23 protein-coding genes are annotated in these 22834 nt (G+C 60.8%); 8 read left to right on the top strand and 15 right to left on the bottom strand.

Going from position 1 to position 22834, the window contains the following annotated elements; genetic code table 11:
* Positions 1–3 precede the first annotated feature (3 nt).
* From PPRO_RS07835 to PPRO_RS07790, 11 genes are all read right to left on the bottom strand, one after another.
* The gene (locus tag PPRO_RS07835) at positions 4–255 is read right to left on the bottom strand and encodes a hypothetical protein (RefSeq protein ID WP_011735478.1); all 252 of its coding nucleotides are present in this window, start codon (positions 253–255) and stop codon (positions 4–6) included.
* 5 nt (positions 256–260) lie between these two features.
* Positions 261–914, bottom strand: coding sequence for a transcriptional repressor LexA (gene lexA, locus PPRO_RS07830; protein WP_011735477.1), 654 nt, complete (start codon positions 912–914; stop codon positions 261–263).
* Between the two features lie 92 nt (positions 915–1006).
* Positions 1007–2644 carry an alpha-keto acid decarboxylase family protein gene (locus tag PPRO_RS07825; protein ID WP_011735476.1) on the bottom strand — a complete coding sequence of 546 codons (1638 nt, stop codon included), beginning with the start codon at positions 2642–2644 and terminating at the stop codon, positions 1007–1009.
* A gap of 224 nt (positions 2645–2868) precedes the next feature.
* Positions 2869–3216 carry a hypothetical protein gene (locus tag PPRO_RS07820; protein ID WP_011735475.1) on the bottom strand — a complete coding sequence of 116 codons (348 nt, stop codon included), beginning with the start codon at positions 3214–3216 and terminating at the stop codon, positions 2869–2871.
* Between the two features lie 24 nt (positions 3217–3240).
* Entirely contained in the window at positions 3241–3615 is a 375-nt protein-coding gene (locus PPRO_RS07815) for a hypothetical protein (RefSeq protein WP_011735474.1), read from the bottom strand.
* A 69-nt stretch (positions 3616–3684) separates the two neighbouring features.
* Positions 3685–5058 carry an IS4-like element ISPepr1 family transposase gene (locus tag PPRO_RS07810; protein ID WP_011735473.1) on the bottom strand — a complete coding sequence of 458 codons (1374 nt, stop codon included), beginning with the start codon at positions 5056–5058 and terminating at the stop codon, positions 3685–3687.
* Between the two features lie 554 nt (positions 5059–5612).
* Positions 5613–5762, bottom strand: a complete 150-nt coding sequence (locus PPRO_RS20850) for a hypothetical protein (protein ID WP_157039967.1) — start codon at positions 5760–5762, stop codon at positions 5613–5615.
* A gap of 180 nt (positions 5763–5942) precedes the next feature.
* Positions 5943–7205, bottom strand: coding sequence for a peptidase MA family metallohydrolase (locus PPRO_RS07805; protein WP_011735471.1), 1263 nt, complete (start codon positions 7203–7205; stop codon positions 5943–5945).
* Positions 7206–7317: 112 nt separating this feature from the next.
* The gene (locus tag PPRO_RS07800; protein ID WP_083761211.1) at positions 7318–7956 is read right to left on the bottom strand and encodes a DTW domain-containing protein; all 639 of its coding nucleotides are present in this window, start codon (positions 7954–7956) and stop codon (positions 7318–7320) included.
* A 45-nt stretch (positions 7957–8001) separates the two neighbouring features.
* Positions 8002–10641 carry a cation-translocating P-type ATPase gene (locus PPRO_RS07795; protein ID WP_011735469.1) on the bottom strand — a complete coding sequence of 880 codons (2640 nt, stop codon included), beginning with the start codon at positions 10639–10641 and terminating at the stop codon, positions 8002–8004.
* Positions 10638–11438 (bottom strand): universal stress protein, encoded by an 801-nt coding sequence (locus PPRO_RS07790; protein WP_011735468.1) that lies wholly within the window; start codon positions 11436–11438, stop codon positions 10638–10640. Before PPRO_RS07790 ends, PPRO_RS07795 begins: the two co-directional genes overlap by 4 nt.
* 185 nt (positions 11439–11623) lie before the next feature.
* Here PPRO_RS07790 and PPRO_RS07785 point away from each other — a divergent pair, with 185 nt between their 5' ends.
* Positions 11624–12007 carry a PH domain-containing protein gene (locus PPRO_RS07785; RefSeq protein WP_011735467.1) on the top strand — a complete coding sequence of 128 codons (384 nt, stop codon included), beginning with the start codon at positions 11624–11626 and terminating at the stop codon, positions 12005–12007.
* Between the two features lie 100 nt (positions 12008–12107).
* Entirely contained in the window at positions 12108–12410 is a 303-nt protein-coding gene (locus tag PPRO_RS07780) for a hypothetical protein (protein WP_011735466.1), read from the top strand.
* Between the two features lie 22 nt (positions 12411–12432).
* Here PPRO_RS07780 and PPRO_RS07775 read toward each other — a convergent pair whose 3' ends face one another.
* From PPRO_RS07775 to PPRO_RS07765, 3 genes are all read right to left on the bottom strand, one after another.
* Positions 12433–13347 carry a DMT family transporter gene (locus PPRO_RS07775; protein ID WP_011735465.1) on the bottom strand — a complete coding sequence of 305 codons (915 nt, stop codon included), beginning with the start codon at positions 13345–13347 and terminating at the stop codon, positions 12433–12435.
* Positions 13348–13411: 64 nt separating this feature from the next.
* Positions 13412–14026 carry an HAD family hydrolase gene (locus tag PPRO_RS07770; protein WP_011735464.1) on the bottom strand — a complete coding sequence of 205 codons (615 nt, stop codon included), beginning with the start codon at positions 14024–14026 and terminating at the stop codon, positions 13412–13414.
* Positions 14023–14373: a cupin domain-containing protein gene (locus PPRO_RS07765; RefSeq protein ID WP_011735463.1), complete on the bottom strand. Its 351-nt coding sequence runs from the start codon at positions 14371–14373 to the stop codon at positions 14023–14025. The genes PPRO_RS07770 and PPRO_RS07765 overlap by 4 nt, the downstream gene beginning before the upstream one ends.
* 97 nt (positions 14374–14470) lie before the next feature.
* On the opposite strand from PPRO_RS07765, the gene PPRO_RS07760 reads away from it, so the two are divergent.
* Positions 14471–14668: a hypothetical protein gene (locus PPRO_RS07760; protein WP_041532215.1), complete on the top strand. Its 198-nt coding sequence runs from the start codon at positions 14471–14473 to the stop codon at positions 14666–14668.
* A 459-nt stretch (positions 14669–15127) separates the two neighbouring features.
* Here PPRO_RS07760 and PPRO_RS07750 read toward each other — a convergent pair whose 3' ends face one another.
* Positions 15128–17101 (bottom strand): sigma-54-dependent Fis family transcriptional regulator, encoded by a 1974-nt coding sequence (locus PPRO_RS07750; RefSeq protein ID WP_011735461.1) that lies wholly within the window; start codon positions 17099–17101, stop codon positions 15128–15130.
* Between the two features lie 501 nt (positions 17102–17602).
* On the opposite strand from PPRO_RS07750, the gene PPRO_RS07745 reads away from it, so the two are divergent.
* The 5 genes from PPRO_RS07745 to PPRO_RS07725 all read left to right on the top strand — a co-directional run bounded on the left by PPRO_RS07745 (position 17603) and on the right by PPRO_RS07725 (position 22771).
* On the top strand, positions 17603–17800 hold the full coding sequence (locus PPRO_RS07745) for a hypothetical protein (RefSeq protein ID WP_041532214.1): 198 nt from the start codon (positions 17603–17605) through the stop codon (positions 17798–17800).
* Positions 17801–17818: 18 nt separating this feature from the next.
* Positions 17819–18061 (top strand): hypothetical protein, encoded by a 243-nt coding sequence (locus PPRO_RS07740; RefSeq protein ID WP_041532213.1) that lies wholly within the window; start codon positions 17819–17821, stop codon positions 18059–18061.
* 60 nt (positions 18062–18121) lie between these two features.
* On the top strand, positions 18122–18607 hold the full coding sequence (locus PPRO_RS07735) for a NifB/NifX family molybdenum-iron cluster-binding protein (protein WP_011735458.1): 486 nt from the start codon (positions 18122–18124) through the stop codon (positions 18605–18607).
* A gap of 214 nt (positions 18608–18821) precedes the next feature.
* The gene (locus tag PPRO_RS07730) at positions 18822–19841 is read left to right on the top strand and encodes a molybdopterin-binding protein (protein ID WP_041532658.1); all 1020 of its coding nucleotides are present in this window, start codon (positions 18822–18824) and stop codon (positions 19839–19841) included.
* 122 nt (positions 19842–19963) lie between these two features.
* The gene (locus tag PPRO_RS07725) at positions 19964–22771 is read left to right on the top strand and encodes a molybdopterin-dependent aldehyde oxidoreductase (protein ID WP_011735456.1); all 2808 of its coding nucleotides are present in this window, start codon (positions 19964–19966) and stop codon (positions 22769–22771) included.
* Positions 22772–22834: the final 63 nt, after the last annotated feature.

Raw genomic sequence — 22834 nt, 5'->3', positions numbered from 1 at the left:
AGGCTACTCCACCTCAATCCCCCGCAACTGCCAGGTCTGGTCATGGGTGTTGTAGGTCAGTTCAAACAGCCCCCCCTCATCGGTGACGGTAAAGTGCAGCAGTCGCGAATCTCCCTGCTTTCCCTCGTAGCGGTAGGTGGTGGCCGTCACGGTATGCTTGCGGCGACGCCACTCGAACCAGACCGGCTGGATCCTGCCGTTCGCGCCGAAGATGACCGCCACGCGTATCTGTTCACGGGTCTGGTGTCGCTGCATGGGATTCAGACCGTTGGCCGGAAGAGGGAGACCACCTTGCCGATGACGGTGACGTCGGCGCTGTCGTCAGCGATCAGGATCGGTTCCAGCAGTTCATTCTCGGGCTGAAGCCTGATCATCTCTTCCTCGCGGAAGAAGCGTTTGACTGTGGCTTCGCCATCCACCAGGGCCACCACCACGTCACCGTTGTCAGCCGTGGGCTGGGGGCGGATCAATACCAGGTCACCGGGGAGCATGCCGGCGTTCTTCATGGAATCACCCTTGATGCGCAGAAAAAAACTGCCGCCACTGGCAACAATGTTCCTGTCCAGGGAGAGGTACCCTTCGATGTCTTCCCGGGGGATCTCCGGAGTGCCGGCCCGCACCGTCCCCACGATGGGCAGCGACACGGGGAGCTGGTCGGCAGCGAAGATCCCCTCCTCATCCAGGGGATAGAGGACGGCCTTTTCAGCCACCAGGCTGATGGAGCGGAACGCGCCCGGCTGGCGCCTGATCCACCCCTTTTTCTCCAGCGCCTCCAGGTGGCGCACGACCGCCACCGTGCCGCTGATATCCAGGTGACGGGCAATTTCCCGCAGCGTGGGGGGATAGCCGTTACTGTCCAGGAACTCCCTGAGGAAATCCAGGACGTCTTTCTGACGGGGTGAGAGCGGCTCCATGGGTGATACTCCGTTTACACTTGTAATAGGTTACAAGTGTCACCATAACACCAACAAGGGGGGAGTGTCAAGATGGCGGCGGTTCAGGGCGATTACTTCACCTTTTTCCCCAGGACGCTGGTCATTCGCCGTAACGCAGGGGAGAAATCGTATGGATCAAGCCGAACATCCAGGATGCAAAAGCCGTCACGGTAGCCGCGGGCCGCTTCCAGAGCAACTTCAAGCTGCTCTTCCGTCTGAACGTCGAAACCTCTGCCGGCGCCAAGCAGCTCGGGGAGGCGCGCGTAGCGCCATGGATACACATCGTTGAAGCTGCCGTCCAGCATCGGCCTCTCAGTCCCATAGCCCGAATTGTTCAGCACGATGATGATCGGATTGAGGTGGTAGCGGGCGGCGGTCGCGACTTCCATCCCGGTCATCTGAAAGGCCCCGTCGCCGACCAGAACCAGCGGGCGCAGGGTGGGGAGCGCCAGTTGGACCCCGAGACTGGCGGGGACCGCAAACCCCAGGGAAGCGTAATAAGCCGAAGACATGAATTCCGCTGCCCGGGGAATGGAGATATCCGCCGCCGCAAACAACGCATCGCCCGTATCGGCGATGACGAACGTGCTGTCGTCGAAAAACGTTTCCAGGCGCTGGAACAGACGCTCCACCGTGATCCTGGTATCGGGGGCAGGGTGGAATGGGGTCGGCGCAGGCGCATGGGGTGTCTCGCAGGTCTCCCGGCGCCGGATATCGGCCTGTAAAAGTCCCAGCAGAAAACCGTTGAGATAGACTCCGGGATAGGTGTGATGGCGGATGGAGGTCTTTTCGCTAGTGGCATGGATGGATTTCCCCTGGTCGAGATGGGCGGTAAAGATCCCCAAGTCCAGGTCGGTCAGGAGAACCCCCAAGAGAACGATGCAGTCACTGCTCTCCACATACTGCCTGATATCCTCCCGGCTCAATCCTCCTTCGTACAGTCCGATGTACCCTGGATGGCGCTCGCCCATGGCCGACTTGCCCAGGAGGGTCGAGGTGACCGGAATATTCGTTTTTTCCACCAACTCCTGCAGGTGGTGGTGCATCCCGTAGCGCAGCAATTCCACGCCGGCCACGATGACCGGCTGTGTGGCCGCGTTGATCATGTCCACCGCTTCCCGCGAAGCCTCCCTGAACGGCTCCCTGTCCACATCGGGCGGTTGCAGCGGTTCCTCCTGCGGGACAATCTTTACAGTCACCATGTCGCGGGGAAGTTCGATGTAGACCGGGCGTCTGTAGCAGAGTGCGGCACCCAGTACCCGGTTGATCTCCCGGCAGGCCGTTGCCGGGTTGTCCAGCACGGTCTGGGCGACGGTAAGCTGTTGGAATACTTTCAGCTGGGTATCGAACTCCTTGACCTTGTGGTGCAGCAACGGGTTCCCCGCCTGTTCCCTGACGCCCGGCGCCCCGCTGATCACAACCACCGCGGTCTCTTCGGCATAGGCCTGGGCGGTGGTATTCACCACCTTCAGCCCTCCCACGCCATAGGTAACGCAGACAGCCCCCAGACCGCGCACGCGGGCATAGGCGGTAGCCGCAAAGCCTGCGCCCTGCTCATCACAGGTGTTGATGATTTTGATGCGGCTCTCGTCCAGTTGCTTGTAAAAGCCAAGCACGTAATCGCCCGGAATGCCAAATGCATGCTGCACCCGGAGCTGATACAGCCTGTGAATGAGATATTCTCCGATCGTTGTTTCAGCAGGTTCCATGGCAATTCCTCCAAAAGAAGGTGAACAAGCCACACTCAATCCCACGTATGTGTGCACATGCAATCAGTCATGTTTTCCTGTTTGGCAAACACGCTACCCCCTGAACTCTCCCCAAAACAGGGGGGAAGTTTCCCCGGCATTCCCGTTCTTCTCATTCCCTCCTTATTCCCTCCACTTTCTGCGCCAACGGGGCGGCGTCCAAGGACGTGGTTGGAACTTGATCTTTATAGTTCGAAAGGATATTTCCTTGATTTGCCGTCTACGAATTCGCCACTGATAAAGCCTGTTTTTTTCAATCTTGACTGAATGCCATCTTTTAGATAGGTGCCAAGTAGGGTAATTAATTGCCCTTCCGTCAGCAATGGGTCTTGTGTAATGTTTTTCTGTGTGATCTTTATGATGTTTTTATCTTTGCCTGTGGCCTCAAAAGCAACAGGAAAGCCCTTTCCCCTGTACTTTCCAGTCAGTTCTTTTGCAATCTTTGTTCTCGTCTCACCGCTACCGCCATAAGCACTTGTAAAATTTGAAAGGCCAAGTAGTGCCACAATCACCAATGTCAAAAACATTCTCATCCCGGTCCCCCCTTGAGTATTATTTCACTTATTGATTAATTTAAATAACTTTCTCTCTTCTGGCTGTGGCTTACTGAAAATGAACCCAATTTTTGAAAAATCAAAGTCAGATACCTGTTTGTTGTACTTGTAACCCTTACACTCTCCATATCCTTTTAACCCGCTGGCCCTTTCGAATCTGATATGTTTGTAAGCCGTAGCCGAATCCTTTTTATATATCTCCCATACAAATACATCAATGTGTTGTGATGTTTTTGTAACTCTTGACGTGTCGTACCAATACTCAAAACTATTTTTGTTTACAATGCATTTCCACGGCGGATCTAATGTTGCTGAAATAGCCGTCGTTGCAATTAATGCCATCGTAAATATTATCATCGCCAGCATTACTTTTTTCATATTATTAACTCAACTTTCGCAGTTGATGATTTACCCGTAACCGCTTGATAGAGCATGTATTTATGCTCATTACTGAGTCAAAAGTAACAATCGCTCTCTGAAAATAGCTGGTAGTGTCTCAACAAATCGCTCAATCAGTTGCTTCACCTGTTCTTTGCACAACCCGATAACGCTGTTCAAGGTTTCTTCCAGTAACTTGAGCAACAATGCCAATGCTTCTGTATAGACAATCTGCCGCATTTCGTCGCAGACAGCGTGAAACAGACTTCCGAGTGTCCGGGGATCGGCATTCTCCCGTTTTGCCAGCTCCAGCATGATGTAGCGGCAGCAGACCAGTGTGGCATGGGCAATCAGGGCGTCGAAGGATCGGCTCTGGAACTCCTTTGCCAGATTCAGAAACGACTTGGCCATTTTGAAAAACACCTCTATGTCCCAGCGACGCCGATAGAGTTTGATAATCTCTTCGGCGGTCAAGGTCGTGTCGGTGGAAAGAAGCGCCAGCCATCTCTTCGAATTCCGGTCGCGGACGAACACTATCTTTGCCGGCACGGGAATGCCCTGATCGGCTGAGCCTATGGTCACCAGTACTTCGGCCAGCACCTTGGCACGACCGCATCGTTTGCGGACGGATTTGTACAGCTCTTTCAGGGAAAGCGGCCATCCTTGCATCTCATAAGTGACCTTTCCCGTGTCCTTGAGCATGCAGACGGTGTGCATACCCAAAGCCTTTATCCGTCTTATGGTGGCAGGAAAGGCGAACCAACTGTCGAGGAGCAGAGGCTGGGCCTTGGTCCCTGCCGTCATGACTAAGGAAACCATATCCACCAGCACATCGGTGGATTTCCTCATGCTTTCCTGGCGGCGCTTGTAGCCGTTGGTCCGTTTGTCGATTCCGTCGTGCATCGGAGCAAGACGGTTCTTTTCTTTCGCCGAACTGAGCATCGAGAGCGCCATGGGGACAAAGCTGTTACCATCGGACCACCCCAGGGTGAGCATCCGGAACCCGCGCATAAAACGGCCGGTATTGTGGTCATGCACCCGAGCCAGGAGTTCAACACACTTGCTGCGGTCGCGACTGTACAGGGTGTCATCAGCGATCAGCACTTTGGTTGTTGTCTCATCAGTCAGGGGAAGCAATCGCTGGACAATGACCCGCGCGCTGAGCAGAAGCAGAAAACGGCGCCAGTTGGCAGTAATCGAGTTCAGCAACCGGTATACCGTGTCTTTGCCGATACCTTCCGGAGTATCTGCGCTCTCGATCAGCCGGAAAAGGTTCTTGCCGGTAAAGGCAAGAGCAAGCATGAACTGGAATAAGGTGTCGAGGCAAACACCCTTTTCTTTCCTGATGTTGCTTTGCCGAAGAAACAGGCCGAGGCCCTGATTATGAAAGAACGAATGAATCCGGTTTTCTACAGCGGCAACTCCTGCTACAATCTGCTGCATAGCGTCGTCTCTCTGTGTTGGTGGATTTGTTGGGGAACAAAGCCATTTTAATCCAGATTACGACGCTATACTATTAATAATTACAATATTTTGCGTATTTATACCAACTGCGAAAGTTGAGTTATTTTCCTTTCCTTGTCTGCGACCAACTCGTAATTGACCAGACCTTGATAACACCCCAAACGGGACATTTCGTTTGTGAACATGAAAACTGATTACCGTTTTCACGGTTCCCTGTGCAAACAGGCAGAGGAAGAGCGCTTCCCAGCCATAGCCGCACTTCCGCCGCCAGCTCAACATTACTGAAATAAATTTCTCGATCAACGTTGATCTTCAGCCAGTAGCGGTGCAGTGCAAAGTCCCCCCTTTGGAAAAGGGGGATTTAGGGGGATTTGCCTCAAAACCCAACGCCAACAAATCCCCCCTAGCCCCCCTTTTCAAAGGGGGGAGTATTGGTTTCAATCAAGCTGAAGATGAACGTAAATCGGAGTGAATTTTAATTGACGGGCACTATATACCGCCGTGCCCGATACGTCAAAGGGGAAGCAAGACGCTCAGGTGAACGACAAGTCCGGCAGCAGGCCGCCGCCGAACCCCGTGATCAGGGAGAAGTGCAGGGACGTGGAGACGATCGGGAGCCTGAGGGAGAAGCCGCAGCGTTCGCAGAACTCCCGAACCCTCCTCTCGCGGGCGGCTGGTATCACAGGACGGTCACACCCTCCTCATGAAGAAGGCGCATAACAGTTGAAAGAGGGAGGGAGTCAAGGCAGCTCGTCCAGAAATCGCTGAATCCGGCATGCCGGCCCAGCCAGGGAAAGTGGGCGCGCAGGTGACACCTTCGTGTGAGGCAGATGGTTTGATCCGATTCTGGAGATACCTGCTCGTCATTCCCGCACGCCTCCCCTTGCTCGCTCCTGCGCTTCGCGCCACTCCCGCACCAGACCACCATAGCTCAAACCATAATCCCCCAGGGCGCGGGCAATGGCCTGCTCCGTTGTCGCCCCCTCCCCCAGGGCCAGCAGGATCGCGCTCACCCGGTGCCAGCCATAGGCGGTCACCAGGTGGTTGACCAGCGACCAGCTCTGCTGATAGGCCAGCCCGGCGTCCCTGGCGCCCAGGGCGTCGAAGCTGCGCTCCAGCTTCCTGATATCCATGACCTGCCTGCCCCGCGCCACCCGCTCCTTCCTGGCCGGGGGGGCGCACTGCCTGCGCCCGAACATCTCGGCGATCCCTTCGTTCAGCCAGAGCGGACAGTTGCCGTGGGTCAGGTCAAAGACCACCACATGGGCATATTCATGGTGCAGCACGGCTTTCAGGCGCGGATTCAGCTGGCGCAGGGCGCCGAAGGGGAGCCGGATGGTCCCGTCGTAGACGCCGCCCGACCAGTCCGGCGCCGCGGTGACCGCGGTGTAGTCGGCCCGGCTGTAGATGGAAACCGGCACCCGCGCCGGTGGGAAGTGACCCAGTTCGCTCCCCACCTGGCTGGCGGCGTTCTCCAGTTCGTCCAGCACGGCCAGGGCAAAGGCCATGTCCACCCCCCTGTCATAGGCCAGGTCGAAGCGGGAGCTGTATCCCCTGGGCATCTGCTCTTCCACGGCCATCTGCCGCTTGGAGCGCTCCAGCAGAGTTGCGATCTCCCGCTGGGACGGGTCCAGCTCCAGGGCCCGCTGCCACAGGTCCAGGGCCTGACCACGGTTGTCCGTGTCGTAGAGCACCCGCCCCAGCATATGCAGCAGCTCCACGTCGTCAGGCAACAGGCGGTGGGCCTGCTCCAGCTCGTAGCGGGCGCTATCGTACTGTTTCAGATAGTAGGCGCAGACGCCGCGCAGGAACATGAAGCGGGGATCTTCGGGGTACAGCTCGTTCCCCCCGGCGAAAAGCTGGTCAGCCTTCTGGTACTGCTTCTTGCGCAGAAGCTCCAGGCCGGCGGCGTGGTACCCCTCGGCCAGGCTGCGCCTGATGGACTGGTTCAGGGGGAAGAGCTCATGGCTGCGCCGCAGCTGCTCCAGGCTGCTGTCATACTCCCCCTGCTCGATCGGCCCACGGGCCTGGTTCGGGTCTGGAACCCCGTCGACGGCGCACAGGCCGGGCACGGCCTGACAGAAGAGGCAGGAAAGAAACAAGATAGGCAGCAGTGGTTTCGGCATAACGTGGCACCGGTGCTTCTCACACAAAACAAGACGGCTCACATGGCGGTGCGGGAACGGATACACTGTATCCCTCTGCACGAAAACGGGCGGCAGAGGAGGGAGCGCTGTTTCAGGAGCCCATGGCCTCGCCGCGCATGGCGCCCGGCGGCCTGATAAAGGCCAGGAAGCGCTGCCGCAGCTGCTCGGCATGTTCGGTCATCCCGATGCCCAGCAGGATCTCGATCACGCATTCCGCGGTACAGAGGCAGGACTCCTTCTGGTTCTTGCGCAGGTTGTACTGCGACTCCCCTGCCGGCGTGAGGCTGACCCGGCGGGCCTTGCGCAGGTAGGGGCTGCGCTGGTGGATCTTGCGGGCCTGGTGCCAGGTGCCGTCGATCAGGATGAAGCGCTTGATGCCCGACAGGTCGTCGGCATCATCCTTCTCCTGATCCCGCGGGCCGGGGTAGACCAGCGCCACCCCGCCGGACTCGATCTCCTCCACCAGCCCTGGCGGCGGCTTGAGGCGGTCCCACTGCAACTGCTCGGCCGCCTCTCCCAGAATCTCCAGCACCAGCTGGCCGGTGTTGGAGCGCTTGTCAAATTCCTTGAAGTGGGTCAGAAGGGTAAATTTCATCTGCGCAGGGTAGCACGGGATGCCCCCCATCCACAACGCCGATGACGGCCGCGCCCGTGGCCTGCCAGCGCCCCTACCTCCCTCCCCGGAGCCAGTGCTGAAAGGGACGACTACTCCCGCGATCCAGCGATTCATGGCACACCTCCCGTGGAACCCACGTATACCCCCCAATCGCACGTCTCACCCCACAGCAGAGTCACGGCCGACTGAAGCGGAGCCGGAGAGCCGCTTGTGGACCAGCTTGCGGACCTCGTCAGCGCCCAGCAGCAGCAGGGCAAAGGGCAGAAGCAGCAGCCAGACGTCCGGCCCGAGGGGCGCGCAGCCGAAGATGGCGTTGCCGCCGGGGGTGTAGATGATCAGCAGGGCCAATGCCAGCTCCAGCGCGATTCCCACCAGCAGCAGGCGGTTGGAGAGAAACCCCAGGGTGACGATGGAGAGGTGGGGCGAGCGGCAGGTGAACACATTGGCGACCTGGGTGGCGATGATGCCGGCCAGGCAGGCCGTGGTGGCCCGCAGGTAGAGCGTCGACGAGGGGGCCAGCGTCTGCGGCCACTCCCACCCGCCCCCCTGCATGACGTAGAAGTAGCCGCCCATGCAGGCCAGCGCCTCCAAGAGCCCCAGGAAGAGGTAGGCCCTGGTGAGCACGCCGCCGGTGAGCAGGCGCTCCGCCTTCGGCCGCGGAGGGCGCCGCATGATGTCTGGCGGCGGGCTCTCCGAGCCGAGGGCCAGGGCCGGGAACATGTCGGTGCCCAGGTCCACGGCCAGGATCTGCATGATGGTCAGCGGCAGGGGGATGCCGAACAGGATGTAGGCGATGTAGGGGATCAGTTCCGGGATGTTGGAGGCGAAGATATAGGTGATGAAGTTGCGGATGTTCTGAAAAACGGTGCGCCCCTCCTCGATGGCATGGACGATGGAGGCGAAGTTGTCATCCAACAGCACGATGTCCGCCGCCTCGCGGGCAACGCTGGTCCCGGAGAGCCCCATGGCGACGCCCACATGGGCCTTCTTCAGCGCCGACGCATCGTTGACCCCGTCGCCGGTGACCGCCACCCGGTGACCCTCTTCCATCAGCAGGCTGACCACGTGTATCTTGTTCTGGGGCGACATGCGGGCGAAGATCAGGTTGTCCTGCTTCAGCTCCCGGCGCAACTGGCTGTCCGGCATGGTGGCGCACTCTTTCCCCTGGATGATGACCGGTTCCCCCTCCAGCAGTCCGATCTCCCGGGCGATGGCCGCCGCCGTCGGCCCGGCATCGCCGGTGATCATGATCACCCGGATACCGGCGCTGCGACACTGCCGGAGCGCCGACGCCACCTCCGGCCGTGGTGGGTCCTCCAGCCCCATGAATCCGGCGAAGACCAGCCCCTGCTCCGGGATTTCCTGACTGGGCAGCTGATCCAGCTCCCGGTAGGCCAGAGCCATCATGCGCAGCCCCTGGCCTGCCATGGCCCGGTGACGCCCCTCCAGTTCCGTTGTCAGAGCGCAGTCCAGCGCTACGATGCCCCCCTCCCGGGGGATACGGCCGCACAGCGGCAGCACCGTTTCGGCGGCCCCCTTGACCAGCACGAGCAGCCTGCCGTCAATGCGGTTCACTGTGGCCATGCGTTTGCGGTCGGCGTCGAAGGGGGCTTCGTCAAGGCGCTCGGCGTCCAGCCTGACCCGCTCGGCGGCATAGCGGTAAAGCGCCGTCTCGGTGGGATCGCCCCTGACCCCGTCAGACGATGGCGTGGCGTTATTGCAGAACAGGGCAACGGTGCAGGCCATGGCGCCATCGTCCGGACTCCAGAGGCTCTTCACGGTCATCAGATTCTGGGTCAGGGTGCCGGTCTTGTCGGTGCAGATCATGTCCACCGAACCGAGCGCCTCCACGGCGTTCAGGCTCTTTACCAGGGCGTTGCGGCGCGCCATGCGCCGGCTTGCCATGGCCAGCGACAGGGTGACGGTGGGGAGCAACCCCTCGGGAACCAGTGCGATGATGATGCCGATGGCGAACAGGAAGTTGTTCCAGAACCCTCGCCCGAACAGCTCCCCCATGACGAAAAAACAGGCCCCGCAGGCAACGGCGATGGCGGCGACGATGCGGGTGACCCGGAGGATCTCCACCTGCAGCGGGCTCACCTCCTGCACCACCCCGCCGGTGATGTGGGCGATCTTGCCGAACTCCGTTGCCATGCCGGTGGCATAGACCACGACCTGGCCGCCGCCGCCCACCACCAGGGTCCCGGCAAAGACCAGGTTATGGCTCTCCGCCACGTCCCCCTCCCAGGGGGCGTCGCTGAGCAGGCGGGAGTCCGATTCCCCGGTCAGCGGCGCATTGTTGACCGTCAGGCGGTTGGAAAGGACGACCCGGCCATCGGCCGGCACCTTGTCCCCCTCGCGCAGCAGCACCAGATCCCCCGGCACGATCTCCCCTGCGTCCACCTCCGTTTCCACCCCGTTCCTGAGCACCGCGATCCGGAAGGGGAGCAGCTTGCGCAGCTCTTCAATGGCCTTTTCGGTACGGTATTCCTGGATAAAGCTGAACAGGGCGTTGATCAGGATTATGGCAAGGATGGCCACCCCCAGCCGCAGCAACCCTTCCCCCGGGTGGAGGTATTCGGACAGGAAGCAGAGACCGGCCGCGAACCAGAGCAGCAGCGCCAGGAAGTGGGTGAAGTGCGCTGTCAGGCGTGACAGCATCGAGCGGACGTGCAGCTGGCGGATCTCGTTGGGGCCGTACTCCGCGAGGCGCCGCGCCACATCCCCATCGTCGAGCCCCCGGGGGCTGCTGAGGAGGGAGGAGAAGACCTCGTCATGGGCGAGGGCCTGGATCTTCATGGCCGATCCGGGGCCTGCCGGAACAGGATGGCGTTACAGGGGGGGTGCTGCATCACGTCCCCGGCCGGATTGCCGAAAAAAAGGCGCCGCAGGGTGCCGCGCTCACTGGCTCCCAGCACGATCAGGTCGTGATGGTGACTGACCGCCTCCACGACGATCGCCCGGGCGATGCGGCCCGTGGCGCTGCGCTCCAGGACCTGCACCTGCTGCCGCAGCAGGTTGTCGCGCAGCAGGGCGAGGTTTTCGAGCCTGCTTGGCCCCCTGCCGCCCGGCCGGTGGAACAGGGTGACCGGTGAATGGAAACTCTTTGCCAGAAGGGAGATAAAGTCGGCCAGCCGCTCCCGGCTGCCTGTTCTGCCGCCCAGCGGCACCAGGATGTGGTGGGGGTGGAGCTTGCCCATGTGCATGATGCGCATGATCGCCAGGTCGGCCCTGACCAGGCGCAGGAGCTGGTGGACAGCCTGCTGTTGGAATGCGGCGCCGTAGCACTCGGGCGGGATCAGGGGGTAGAAGACCAGGCCGACCCGTTCCTCCTCCACCCGCCGGGGCAGGAGCCGGGCGATCATACCGGACTCGGTTATGCGCGTAACCGGGATGTCCCGTTCAAAAGCGATGCGGAAGAGGTGGTCCAGGTGTCGTTCGGTATGGAGCAGCGTGCTTCCGTCGGTTCCCTCGCCATGGGCGGCGTAGAGGACCAACTCGGAGCCGCCGGCCGCGGCCAGGGCAATGGCATAGCGGGCAGCCACGGTGGAGCCGGTCTGTTCGTTGACAACGGAGAGTATCCTCTGATAGCCCATGGAAGCCTCCCGGCCGCCGCCCGAAGAGGAATCACGGCTGCGGCTGGATACAAGTGTACCACCGGATGTGCGGGGGAGCGCGGGGTGCGGGTTGACAGGGGGACTGGCTGGTGTATCATGCCGACGTGGCAAGCCACGCCCCTGGAGCGAGGTGTGGATCCAACGAAAAAAGGAGTGTGAAGCTGATGGGGCTTTTTACCGGGACAACGAAGGCGGGCGGATCGGCCGAGATAAAGAAATACAACACGGAATACCGGCAGTTGCTGATCGACGGCGAGATCATCGAAGCCGGCTTCGCCGTCAACCGCGACACCTTCCTCTTCACCAACAGGAGGCTGGTCATGGTGAACGTGCAGGGGCTTTCCGGCAGGAAGATCGAGTACCTGTCCATCCCCTACAACAGGATCACCAAATTCTCCATCGAGACCGGGGCCAGCTTTGATCCCGATGCCGAGCTGATGCTCTGGATCGGCGGGGAAACCATCCCCATGGAGAAGAAGTTCACCAAAGAGGTGAATGTCTACGAACTGCAGAAGGTGCTGGCCAGCCATGTGCTGAGCGCAATCTAGAGCGGTCGGGAATGCCACGGGCGGAGAGGGACTCCGGCAGTACGCCCGCCCCGCCCTTCCGTACCAACGAATCCCGTCCCGCTATAAAGAGAGGAACGACATGAAACTGATCCTGACGCTGATGACCCTGCTGACCATCTCCCTGCCGGCACTGGCCGCCGACAGGTGCCAGCCCATCAAACAGTCCAAGCTGCTCCTGCCCAGCCAGCAACTCTTCATGCGCACATACTTCATCGAAAAGGCCAGGCAGCTGAACGACGCCGGAAGGTGCGTGGTGGACGGCGGCTATAACCAGCAGAAAAAGGTCTTCTACTACCGGGTGAACGACACCAATAACCCGGCCCAGCTGACGACCCTGGAGTACAGCTTCCAGCAGATCAGCAACCTGAACATGAGCAGGTAGCTGCGCCTTAGGCTGGTGGGATTCAGGGGAGGCGGTGCGGGCAGTAGCGGCGCATGAGCCGGGTTTCCATCAGATAGCGCGCCAACAGGGGGATCAGCACCGCCAGGAAAATCATGGCGCACCCCAGCCATTCCAGCGCCAGCAGGCGCTCTCCCAGGACGAGGAATCCGGCCAAGAGGCTCCAGACCGGGTCCAGGGTGTAGACCAGCCCCGCCCTGGTGGGGGTGACGTAGCGCTGGAAGCTGTTCTGCAGCGTGAAGCAGACCACGGTGGGGAAGATGGCGCAGTAGACCACCGAGAACAGGGCCGCGCCGCTGACGGCTGCCGGCACTGCCGGGCAGGAGAGCAGGGCAACGCCCGACATGAGCGCAACCGTGGCGAACTGCACCAGGGATACCAGATAGACATCATCGTCGGCCAGGACCCGGGAGACGGTGATGATGTGGACGGCGATGAACAGGGCGCAGAGGGTCGAGATCAGGTCGCCCCGGTTGAACCCGGCTCCGCCGCTGGTGGCCAGAAGCCAGATGCCGGCGCCGGCCAGCGCCAGACCGGCCAGGTTGATCCGCCCGACGCGCTCCTTCCAGATCAGTTTGCCGATCAGCGGGATGAACAGCACGAACAGGTTGTTGAGCACACCGGCCCGGGAGATGCTGGTACCCCGGACGCCGAAGACAAAGGTGATGTTGGTCAATCCCAAGGCAGCCCCCACGATGGCGCCACGCCTGAGGATCGTGCGATCCAGGGCCGGCAGCCGCCGGGCGAACAGCACCAGCATGATCATCGTCGCCAGGGTAAAACGGCTGAACACGAACAGAAGCGGCGGGATTTCCCGCAGACCGATCTTGCTGAACAGGAAGCTGCCACCCCACAGGAAGGTGGTCAGCACCAGGAAGAAGTAGACCCGCCCCGGCACGGGGCGCTCCGCTAGCGCCATGCTGCACCCGCCTCCCGGCCGGAACGCCCGACCATGCCTGCGCCGTACCAGAGCCAGGAAAATTTCATCCCGTAATCCATGGCACCAGTTCCTCCAGACTGTCCACCGGCAGGTCCGTGAATTCGGGCCAACTGAAACCGCGGCCCGCATCCACGTGGACCGTCAGGGCACCGGCACGGCGACCAGCCTGCAGGTCGTACAGGTAATCCCCCACCATGACCGCGTCAACGCTGGGAGCGCCCCAGCATTCCGCCAGGCGTAGGATGCCGTCCGGATCAGGCTTGGGCAGCGCCTGTTCCCTCCCCAGGATATGGGCGGTTTCGAAGTATCCTCCCAGGCCGATCAGATCCAGGGTGCGCAGGGCGTTTTCCCGGGTGTTACGGGTCAGGATACCCAGGCGCGAGCCGTTATCCCGCAGTCGTTGCAACAGTTCGCCTGCCCCCCTGGCCGCCACCGTCACTCCCGCCAGTTCCAGCTCGATGCGCTGCAGGCGTTCGTGGAGCAGCTGCGCCTGCTGTTCGGGCTGTGCCGCCAGATACCCCAGGATGTCGGAGCCCTCGGGAACTCCCAGTTCAGCGCGGATCAGGGCAAAATCATGCACCGCAACGGTCAGGGTTCCGTCCAGATCGAAGACCCAGTGACGCCGCTCAGCCAGAGAGAGTGCCGAACGTCCTCTCATGCCGCTGATCCCCCCTGGAAATGAACCGCCAGCCAGATGCTGCGCACCCCCTGAGCGGTCCAGGCCACCCGGTGCCGGCAATGGGCCGGGATCAGCAGACAGTTGCCCGGTTCAAGCCCGCGGGGGGATTCCTCACCCTCGAAGAGCAGCCCCGCGCCGCCGGACAGAAGCAGTACCCACTCGTCCCGCTCCTGGTCGTACCACTCCCCGGGGGGAGTTGCATGGCCATGGGAGACGATGCGCTCGATGCGGACCGTCTCCGACTCCGCCAGGGTCTGAACCAGCTCTTCGGGAAGAGCCTCGGGAAGAGCCGAGAAGATATTGTCGATCATGCTATGTCGTGACATTGCCCGTCACCCGCCTCCCGCACTTCCGGCTTTAAATTGCCGGACATTTGTGTATACTGAAAAAGCTAGTCATTTCTTTCGCTTCAGGAGGCCTTCCATGCCGCCGTTCGTGGAATTCATCGTCATCACCATAATCATGCTGGGGGCGTTTTTCCTGGTATTCCTGCTCATGTACCTGTTCGCCCTGGTCCTCTTCCCCATCGAGCGCAGCATATCCAACGCCATCTGGAGCCACCAGGCGCCGCCGCCCGTCCCGCAAAAGTCATCGTTCAGGGACTTCAGCAAGAAGCACTGATCCCGAGCCGTTGCCCCCCTCCCCCGTCTCCGCCCTACTGGATGATCGTGCCGGCGCGGTGAGGGGGAATCCACTCCCCACTCCCCCTGACATACCCGCTCACCACCTTCACCCCCTGGCCGGTCCCGAGCCCATGGCCAGCCTTTCCCCTTCCGCAAGCGAACTGAAGAGTATAGAGCAGCCCAGCTGAGGAGTAAATCAGAATATCCCCGACATCCCTGGTCACTACCGGCCACCCAGGCTCGATTGCAAAGGAATCACGAAAGCGGGCCGGATGCCGCACACGTTCGCTCCCTGATCATCCGGGGAGAGAGGGCTGCTCGTTCCAATAAAACCGTGCACCTGCTGAACAGGATTTCGCAGATGACGCCAGGAGCAGCGGATGGCGGACAGGGATGGCGAGCGGCAAGGACAGAGAAGAAGGGGGTGAAGGAGAGGTGCCTGGTATTCAGGACTGTATCAGGAGAGCGCCTGCATCTTGCGGTAGAGGGTATTCCTGCTGATGCCCAGCCTGCGCGCCGCGGCCGCCATGTTCCCGCGGCACTCGCGCACCGCATCGCGGATGGCATTCTTTTCCATGTTTTCCAGGCTGGTCCCCTGGGGCGGGGAGAGCAGCCGCTGGGCGTCCGGTTCACGAAGGGGGGAAGCGTCGGCTTGCAAAGAGCTCTGCTCCATGAAATCCTCGGGCAGGTGATCCACGGTGATCTCGCTGTCATAGCCCAGAAGCGCCACCGCCGTGCGCAGCACGCTGTGCATCTGACGGATATTGCCCGGCCAGGGGTGGTTTTCGAAGAGCGTCATGACTCCCTTACTCATGGTGACCGTTCGTCCGAAAGGCACCAAGCCGGCGATGATGGTTCGGGCCAACTCCAGACGGTCCATCCTCTGCCTCAATCGTGGCAGGGTTATCAAAAGGCCGTTGAGACGATAGTAGAGATCCTCGCGGAACCTGCCGGCCTCCACCTCCTGGCGCATCCTGCGGTTGGTGGCGCAGATCAGGGCAAAGTCCACCTGGTACAATTCGGCCCCCCCAAGGGGCGAGACGCTGCGTTCCTGCAACACCCTGAGCAGCCTGGCCTGGAACAGGAGCGGCATGTCGCCGATTTCGTCCAGGAACAGGGTGCCGCCGTCAGCCTGCCTGATCTTCCCGCTGTACCCCTTGCGCTTCGCACCGGTGAAGGCCCCCTCCTGGTATCCGAACAGCTCCGACTCGATCAGCCCCTCGGGCAGCGCCGCGCAGTTGAGCGCCACGAACGGGCCGCCACGGCGCGAACTGCTGTAGTGCATGGCCCGGGCGAACAGCTCCTTGCCGGTGCCCGATTCCCCTTCCAGCAGGACCGGTATGTCGTGCCCCAAAACCTTGCGCGCCCGGGCGATGAGCTTCTGCATCCCCAAATCGCCCAGTTCCAACTCCTCCAGGAGCGGCTTCCGTTCGGCATCACCCAGAGGCGCGGGGGAAGCGCTGACCGGTTTCCCCATGACCAGCGGGATCTTGGAGGTGTTGATCAACCTGGTCTTGCCGCGGCAGTAAATGGTGATGCCGGTGCAGGTGCGCAGCTGCTGCACCGGGCGCGGAAACTGCCCCGGCTGGTCGAAGATCGCCGCCAGGGGTGAGTTGAACAGGGAAGAGAAGCAGTGGGATTCGGCCTGGTAGCGATCCATCTCCAGATGCTGCAACGCGTTGCGGTTGGCTGCCAGAAACTTTCCATCCTGGGAAAACACGGCGATCCCCTCGTACATGGTGCCGACGAACTCGGGGCGAACGTGAAAGTGCAGCACCAGATCGTGCTCGAATCCGCATGAAAACATCTGGTTCTCGATCTGCTGGACCGAGATGCGCACCAGCGCCATGGTGTGCGGTTGATGCACGCGGCCATCACCGGACACATCCAGGACCCCCATGATCCTGCCAAAGGGATCGAAGATGGGGGAGGCGGAACAGGTGAGAAAATGGTTGCTGGCGATGAAGTGCTCGGCGCTGTGCACCACAACCGGTTCCTGCTCCACCAGCGAGGTGCCGATGGCGTTGGTGCCGCGGATCCCTTCCGACCAGATGCCGCCGGGCAGCAGGGACACCTTGCGGGTCCGCCCCAGGAAATCGGGATCGCCGTAGGAGTGCAGCACCACACCCGAAGCATCGGCCAGGAGCACCTTGCTGGAGGTGTGAATGATCTGCTCGTAGAGATTCTCCATCACCGGCAGGGAATGGTTCAGCAGGTCCCGACTCTCCTCCTTGGCACAGGTCAGCTCCCTGCCGGTGAGCAGGGGGATTTCACGGGACTCGTCGTCCACGGGCACACCGTTGATCAGCGAGCGCTGCCAGGAGCGGACGATAAACTCAGGCACCAGACCAGGAGGAACCGCGCCCTGATTGAAGAAAAAATTTCGCGCCCGCTTGATCTTGACCAGGCTGACGAGGGGAAACTTGTTCACATCGATGCTCCTGTTTCGTCCAGAGGTGACCGCCCCGACGAATCGGCCTCAACTTTTAGCAGATTGCATGCCCAAAAGCAATAACCCAGACCCAAAAACAGACAGAAAGCGGACAAAAAACCGCCTGTCGAATTATTTAACTCTCATCATGTCTCATTTCGTTACATCGGTGACAGCGACACACACAGAGAGTGACACTTTGCCACCTCCACCCGAGCCGCCGGAGCGAGCCGGCGGCGGCTCCCCCTGGAGCACGAAACAAGCCTATTTTTTTCCACACACCAAGCTAACTAGCCGAGTATTGGATAGAAAAGCGGTGTCAGCCCCCCCCACGCGCCCGACCACGCCACCGGATTAAAACATAACGATGTTATTCATGGCATGCATCATGCTGTAGAGACGACACTGTCACGGGGCCTCGCCGTACAGCCATGGAGAGGCCCTGTTTTCATCTATCCACGCACGACAAAACAGATCGATGATGATCCGGGAGGACACCACATGACGCTTCACCCTGCCCAAAGGCCGATCAATCGGCGCCCTCCCCAACAGGCAGCCGCGCCTGACTCCTGGAAAAGAGTAGTCTCGGAAACCCTGCGGGACCTGCATATCATTCCCGAAAGATTCAACGGCAAGGTCGTTGTGTCGTTCAAGGACGGCGGTATCAGCTACCTGGAAAAATCCGAAACATTCAAATAAGTGAGTCAAGGAGAAACAATGTCTCAAAAAACATGCGCACCCCGGAACGAAGAGAGTGACGAGAAAGAGGCCTGCACAGCCAGCGAGGATTCCGGAGAAAAACGATGCGCGACCTGCGGTGTGGTGGTTGACCCCAATGATTATCGAGTCAAGCAGTGCACCGTCTGCGGTTCATGGTACTGCTACAAACACCTGGGACAGTACAAGCAGCAATGCATACCCTGCAAGACCTATTCACTCAAGAACTGTTACGGAAGATAGGACCGTCCATTACCTGATTGCGCGACCAGATATCGCACCAAGAAACAAAGGAGTCAGCTTGTGAAATTGTGTTTCCCCGTCACCTCGGATCAGGGCATCAACAGCACGCTTTACGGACATTTTGCCTCTTCGCCGCTGTTTCTCATCTATGACAGTGTCACCAGACAGACCAGCGCCATCGCCAATTGCGACGAAAAGAATCCCTATGCCGGCTGCAATCCGTTCCTCGCCCTCAGGGGGCGTCATCTGGACGGCATCATCGTATCAGGCATCGGCGACGACGCCCTGAGAGCCATGAATCTGTGCGGCTACAAGGTCTTCGAGGCCGGCACGGAACTGGTATCCGAGAACATCCCTCTGTTCGAGGAAAACCAGCTTTGCGAGGCGGTCGTCCTGAACGTCCGAGGAGAGGGAAAGTGTAGCGACGAGGACGGAAGCTCCAGCGGTTGCGACCATGACCATGACCATGATCATGACCACAGCGATGAGTGCGACAACGACTGCGACTCCTGCACGCAGGATTGCGTAGGGGCGCCACCCAGTTGACGCCCGCCGATCGGTAACGGAAGAGCCCGACAGAAACACGGCTCGTCACATCCTTAATCCAAACACCCCAGGCGCTCACTTCGTCCTCTGCCCCGGCAGACCACACGAAACCCGCTCTTTCCCCCCAGACTCCCGGGGGGATTGCGCGGGTTTTTTCGTATCCGCGAAACGACGTCCGTACAAACGACACACGAAAGGCAGACACAACATCATGATGAGAGAAATCCCGGTCCAGGAAGCGGTCGGCTCAGTTCTTTTCCACGACATCACCCGCATCGTGCCGGGCGAGTTCGCCGGTCGGGCCTTCAAGAAGGGGCACATCATCCGGGAGGATGACGTAGCCGCGCTGCTCAAGCTCGGCAAGGACAACATCTACGTGCTCGACCTGGAGGAGGGGTACATCCACGAGAACGAGGCGGCCCAGCGCATAGCCCGGGCGGTGTGCGGCAACGGCATCCGCATCACCGAGCCTTCCGAGGGGAAGGTGACCATGGAGGCGGTGGAGCAGGGGCTGCTCAAGGTGAAGGTGGACGCGCTCAACCGGATCAACGACATCGAGGAGATGGTGCTGGCCACGCTGCACACCAATCGCCTGGTTGACACGGACACCAGGGTCGGCGGCACCAGGATCATTCCGCTGTTCACCGACGAGGAGCGCATCCGGCGGGTGGAGGCCATCGCCCAGGCAGCATTCCCGCTGATCGAGGTCAAGCCCTTCAGGTCGCTCAGGGTCGGCCTGGTGACCACCGGCAACGAGGTCTTCCACGGCCGCATCGAGGACAAGTTCGGCCCGATCATCAGGGAGAAGTTCGACAGGCTGGGGAGCAGCGTCATGCGCCAGATCCTGGTATCGGACAACACCCCCATGACCGTGAAAGCCATCCACGACCTGATCGACGGAGGGGCCGAGATGATCGTCGCCACCGGCGGCATGTCCGTGGACCCGGACGACCGCACGCCCAGCAGCATCCGCGCCGCCGGTGGCCAGGTGGTCACCTACGGCTCCCCCACCTTTCCGGGGGCCATGTTCATGCTGGCCTATATCGGCCAGGTTCCGGTGATCGGCATCCCGGGCTGCGCCATGTACCACAAGGCCACCATCTTCGACCTGGTGGTGCCGCGCATCCTGGCGGGGGAGACCCTGACCCGTTCGGACATTACCCGCCTGGGGCACGGCGGGCTCTGTTCCTCGTGCCCGGAGTGCCACTACCCCATCTGCGGATTCGGAGCGTGACCGGCAGTGAACAGCGAACAGGGTACAGCCGCTGTCCGCTGTTCACTGACCACTAACCACTGAATTCAACCCACCTTAATCGGACATTTGAGCCGGTTATATTCCACAAACGGAGGAAAAGTATGATCAAGAAGGTGCTTAACGTCAACGGTGTTGAACGCACGTTGATCGTCGACCAGGAAGCGCTCCTGTCCGATGTTCTGCGTAAACAGCTTCATCTGACCGGTGTCAAGGTCGGTTGCGGCAACGGCCAGTGCGGCGCATGTAACGTGATCCTGAACGGTAAGCTGGTCCGCACCTGCACCACCAGGATGAAGCGGGTCGAGAACTGGTCCAGCATCACCACCATCGAAGGTATCGGAACCCCCATCAACCTGCACCCGATCCAGAAGGCCTTCATCTTCCACCACGCCATCCAGTGCGGCTTCTGTACCCCCGGCTTCATCGTCTCCGCCAAGTGTCTGCTGGATGAGAACCCCAACCCCAGCCGCGAAGACGTGCGCGACTGGTTCCAGAAGCATCGCAATGCCTGCCGCTGCACCGGCTACAGCATGATCGTGGATGCCGTCATGGACGCCGCCAAGTGCCTGCGCGGCGAGATCACCCCCCAGGCCCTGGAGTACAAGCCGCCCGCGGACGGCAAGGTCTACGGCACCCGCATCCCCCGCCCCACCTTCGTGGCCAAGGCCTGCGGCATCTGGGATTTCGGCGAAGACATGGCCACCCAGCTCCCCGAAGGGACCCTTCAGGCAGCCCTGGTACAGCCCAAGGTTTCCCACGCCATCATCAAGGGGATCGACACCTCGGAAGCCGAGAAGATGCCGGGCGTGTTCAAGGTCGTTACCCACAAGGACGTCAAGGGGCGTAACCGCATCACCGGCCTGATCACCTTCCCCACCAACAAGGGGGATGGCTGGGACCGTCCGATCTTAAACGACGACAAGATCTACCAGTACGGCGACGTGGTTGCCATCGTCTGCGCCGACACCCGCGAGAACGCCAAGGCAGCCGCCGAGAAGGTCAAAGTCGATCTGGAAGTCCTGCCGGCCTACATGAACGCCCCGGCCGCCATGGCCGAGGACGCCATCGAGATCCACCCCGGCACCCCCAACGTCTACTATGACTGCTACTGCAAGAAAGGGCCGGATCCCAAGCCGCTCATCGAGAAGGCCGCCCACACAATCTCCGGCGAGTACTACCTGCAACGCCAGCCGCACATGCCGCTGGAGCCGGACTGCGGTTTCGCCTACATCGACGACCAGAATCGCGTTATCGTCCACTCCAAGACCATCGGCGCCCACCTGCACCTGTACATGATCGCCCCCGGCCTGGGCCTGGACGACACGAATCTGGTGCTCATCCAGAACCCCACCGGCGCCACCTTCGGCTACAAGTTCAGCCCGACCATGGAAGCCCTGGTGGCAGCGGCCACCATGGCCTGCGGCGGACGTCCGGTCTTCCTGGGCTACGACTGGTACCAGCAGCAGACCTACACCGGCAAGCGTTCGCCGTTCTGGCTGCGCGGCACCCTGGCCTGCGATGAGGAAGGCAAGCTGCTTGCCATCGATTCTTCCTGGGAATGCGACCACGGCCCCTACTCCGAGTTCGGCGATCTGGTCACCCTGCGCGGCGTCCAGTTCATCGGCGCCGGCTACAAACTGGACAGCGTCCGCGGTCACGGCAAGACGGTCTGCACCAACCACGGCTGGGGTTCCGCTTTCCGCGGCTACGGTTCACCCCAGAGCTTCTTCCTGTCCGAGTCCCTGGTTGACGAACTGGCCAGGAAAGCCGGCTTCGATCCCTTCGAGTTCCGTTACAAGAACATCTACCGCGAAGGTGCAACCACCCCCACCGGACAGGTTCCCGAGGTGCTTCCCTTCGAGGAGATGTTCAACCTGGTGCGTCCCAAGTACCAGGATGCCGTAGCGCGGGCCAAGCTGCTCTCCACCGACACCGTCAAGCGCGGCGTCGGTGTGGCTCTGGGCATCTACGGCTGCGGCCTGGACGGCCCCGACACCTCAGGAGCCTGGGCTGAACTGCTGCCCAACGGCGACGTCAGGTGCGGCAACTGCTGGGAAGACCATGGCCAGGGTTCCGACGCCGGCACCGTGGCATTCGCCCACGAGGCACTGCGCGAGCTCAACCTGAAACCGTCCAACATCAAGCTGCTCATGAACGACACCAGCCTGACCCCCAACGCCGGTCCCTCCGGCGGCAGCCGTCAGAACGTGGTAACCGGCAACGCCATCGTGGCCTCCTGCCGTCTGCTGCTGGAAGCCATGCGCAAGAAAGATGGCGGCTTCTACACCTATGATGAAATGGTCAAGGCCGAAATCCCCACCAAGTACGAGGGAAGCTGGACCACCCCCTGTACGCACATGGACGATGACGGCCAGGGTAAACCGTTCTGCATCTACATGTATGCCCTGTTCGTCTCCGAGGTGTCCGTGGACACCACCACCGGCAAGGTTACCGTTGACCGCATGATCTACGCCGGCGACAACGGCACCATCACCAACCGCGGCACGGTGGACGGCCAGGTGTACGGCGGTCTCGCCCAAGGCGTCGGTCTCGCCCTGACCGAAGACTTCGAAGACCTGAAAAAGCACACCACCCTGATCGGTTCCGGCCTGCCGTTCATCAAGGACGTACCCGATGACATGGAACTGATCTACGTGGTCAACCCCCGCCCGGATGGCGCCTTCGGCCAGGCTGGTTGCGGCGAGGGTCCGCTCACCGCACCGCACTGCTCGATCATCAACGCCATCGACGATGCCTGCGGCGTGCGCATCAGGTCCATCCCGGCTTACCCGGACAAGGTCTTGAAGGGCCTCAAGTCCGAGAAGAAGGCCTACGACGTCGCCGACGCGGTACGGGACGGCTACATGTCCCAGGGCGGCATCGAAACCCTGGATATAAAAAAGAAATAACTTGAATCATATGTAATTGAGGCGAACGTGGCGCCCTGTGCGCCGCGTTCGCCTCCCTTTTCA

Origin of the sequence: Pelobacter propionicus DSM 2379 (genome assembly GCF_000015045.1) — a bacterium.
In the GTDB taxonomy this organism is placed as follows: domain Bacteria; phylum Desulfobacterota; class Desulfuromonadia; order Geobacterales; family Pseudopelobacteraceae; genus Pseudopelobacter; species Pseudopelobacter propionicus.
This window is presented reverse-complemented; position numbering and strand designations above follow the sequence as displayed.

Bases quoted from the DNA above. Each gene is read 5' to 3' on its own strand.
- PPRO_RS07835 (WP_011735478.1), bottom strand. From the start codon at position 255: ATGCAGCGACACCAGACCCGTGAACAGATACGCGTGGCGGTCATCTTC.
- lexA (WP_011735477.1), bottom strand. From the start codon at position 914: ATGGAGCCGCTCTCACCCCGTCAGAAAGACGTCCTGGATTTCCTCAGG.
- PPRO_RS07825 (WP_011735476.1), bottom strand. From the start codon at position 2,644: ATGGAACCTGCTGAAACAACGATCGGAGAATATCTCATTCACAGGCTG.
- PPRO_RS07820 (WP_011735475.1), bottom strand. From the start codon at position 3,216: ATGAGAATGTTTTTGACATTGGTGATTGTGGCACTACTTGGCCTTTCA.
- PPRO_RS07815 (WP_011735474.1), bottom strand. From the start codon at position 3,615: ATGAAAAAAGTAATGCTGGCGATGATAATATTTACGATGGCATTAATT.
- PPRO_RS07810 (WP_011735473.1), bottom strand. From the start codon at position 5,058: ATGCAGCAGATTGTAGCAGGAGTTGCCGCTGTAGAAAACCGGATTCAT.
- PPRO_RS07805 (WP_011735471.1), bottom strand. From the start codon at position 7,205: ATGCCGAAACCACTGCTGCCTATCTTGTTTCTTTCCTGCCTCTTCTGT.
- PPRO_RS07800 (WP_083761211.1), bottom strand. From the start codon at position 7,956: ATGAATCGCTGGATCGCGGGAGTAGTCGTCCCTTTCAGCACTGGCTCC.
- PPRO_RS07795 (WP_011735469.1), bottom strand. From the start codon at position 10,641: ATGAAGATCCAGGCCCTCGCCCATGACGAGGTCTTCTCCTCCCTCCTC.
- PPRO_RS07790 (WP_011735468.1), bottom strand. From the start codon at position 11,438: ATGGGCTATCAGAGGATACTCTCCGTTGTCAACGAACAGACCGGCTCC.
- PPRO_RS07785 (WP_011735467.1), top strand. From the start codon at position 11,624: ATGGGGCTTTTTACCGGGACAACGAAGGCGGGCGGATCGGCCGAGATA.
- PPRO_RS07780 (WP_011735466.1), top strand. From the start codon at position 12,108: ATGAAACTGATCCTGACGCTGATGACCCTGCTGACCATCTCCCTGCCG.
- PPRO_RS07775 (WP_011735465.1), bottom strand. From the start codon at position 13,347: ATGGCGCTAGCGGAGCGCCCCGTGCCGGGGCGGGTCTACTTCTTCCTG.
- PPRO_RS07770 (WP_011735464.1), bottom strand. From the start codon at position 14,026: ATGAGAGGACGTTCGGCACTCTCTCTGGCTGAGCGGCGTCACTGGGTC.
- PPRO_RS07765 (WP_011735463.1), bottom strand. From the start codon at position 14,373: ATGTCACGACATAGCATGATCGACAATATCTTCTCGGCTCTTCCCGAG.
- PPRO_RS07760 (WP_041532215.1), top strand. From the start codon at position 14,471: ATGCCGCCGTTCGTGGAATTCATCGTCATCACCATAATCATGCTGGGG.
- PPRO_RS07745 (WP_041532214.1), top strand. From the start codon at position 17,603: ATGACGCTTCACCCTGCCCAAAGGCCGATCAATCGGCGCCCTCCCCAA.
- PPRO_RS07740 (WP_041532213.1), top strand. From the start codon at position 17,819: ATGTCTCAAAAAACATGCGCACCCCGGAACGAAGAGAGTGACGAGAAA.
- PPRO_RS07730 (WP_041532658.1), top strand. From the start codon at position 18,822: ATGAGAGAAATCCCGGTCCAGGAAGCGGTCGGCTCAGTTCTTTTCCAC.
- PPRO_RS07725 (WP_011735456.1), top strand. From the start codon at position 19,964: ATGATCAAGAAGGTGCTTAACGTCAACGGTGTTGAACGCACGTTGATC.